The sequence below is a fragment of the Streptomyces sp. WM6386 genome, from assembly GCF_000972385.1.
Classification (GTDB): Bacteria; Actinomycetota; Actinomycetes; order Streptomycetales; family Streptomycetaceae; genus Streptomyces.
Map to the genome: position 1 here is coordinate 1 of NZ_JXTE01000823.1, position 302 is coordinate 302.

Consider the following 302-nt stretch of genomic DNA (forward strand, 5'->3'; position numbering starts at 1 on the left):
CTGTCCCCGGCACGGTGGGCGGCCTCCCGCGCGACATCCGAGACAGTGATCCAGTCATCGAAGTACCGCCGCCAGTCCAGATACTCCGCCAGACACAGAGCCAGCCGCACCGCGGTATCCGCATACCGCTCCTCCCGCGCCCACGACACCGCAGCCACCAGCCCCGCCCGCTCACCGTCAAACCACGTCAACGCCTCCCCCCGGTCCCCGAACTCCCGGCAGATCTCCACGCCCTTGTCGTACGCCTCGATCGCCTCCTCCGCCCGGCCATCCTTCCGCAGGGCGATGCCGAGGTTATTCCA

General features: G+C 68.9%; 1 protein-coding gene. It reads right to left on the minus strand.

Going from position 1 to position 302, the window contains the following annotated elements; translation table 11 throughout:
* A partial coding sequence (locus TN53_RS48085) for a tetratricopeptide repeat protein (RefSeq protein ID WP_046264528.1) occupies window positions 1–302 on the minus strand: 302 nt, incomplete at both ends.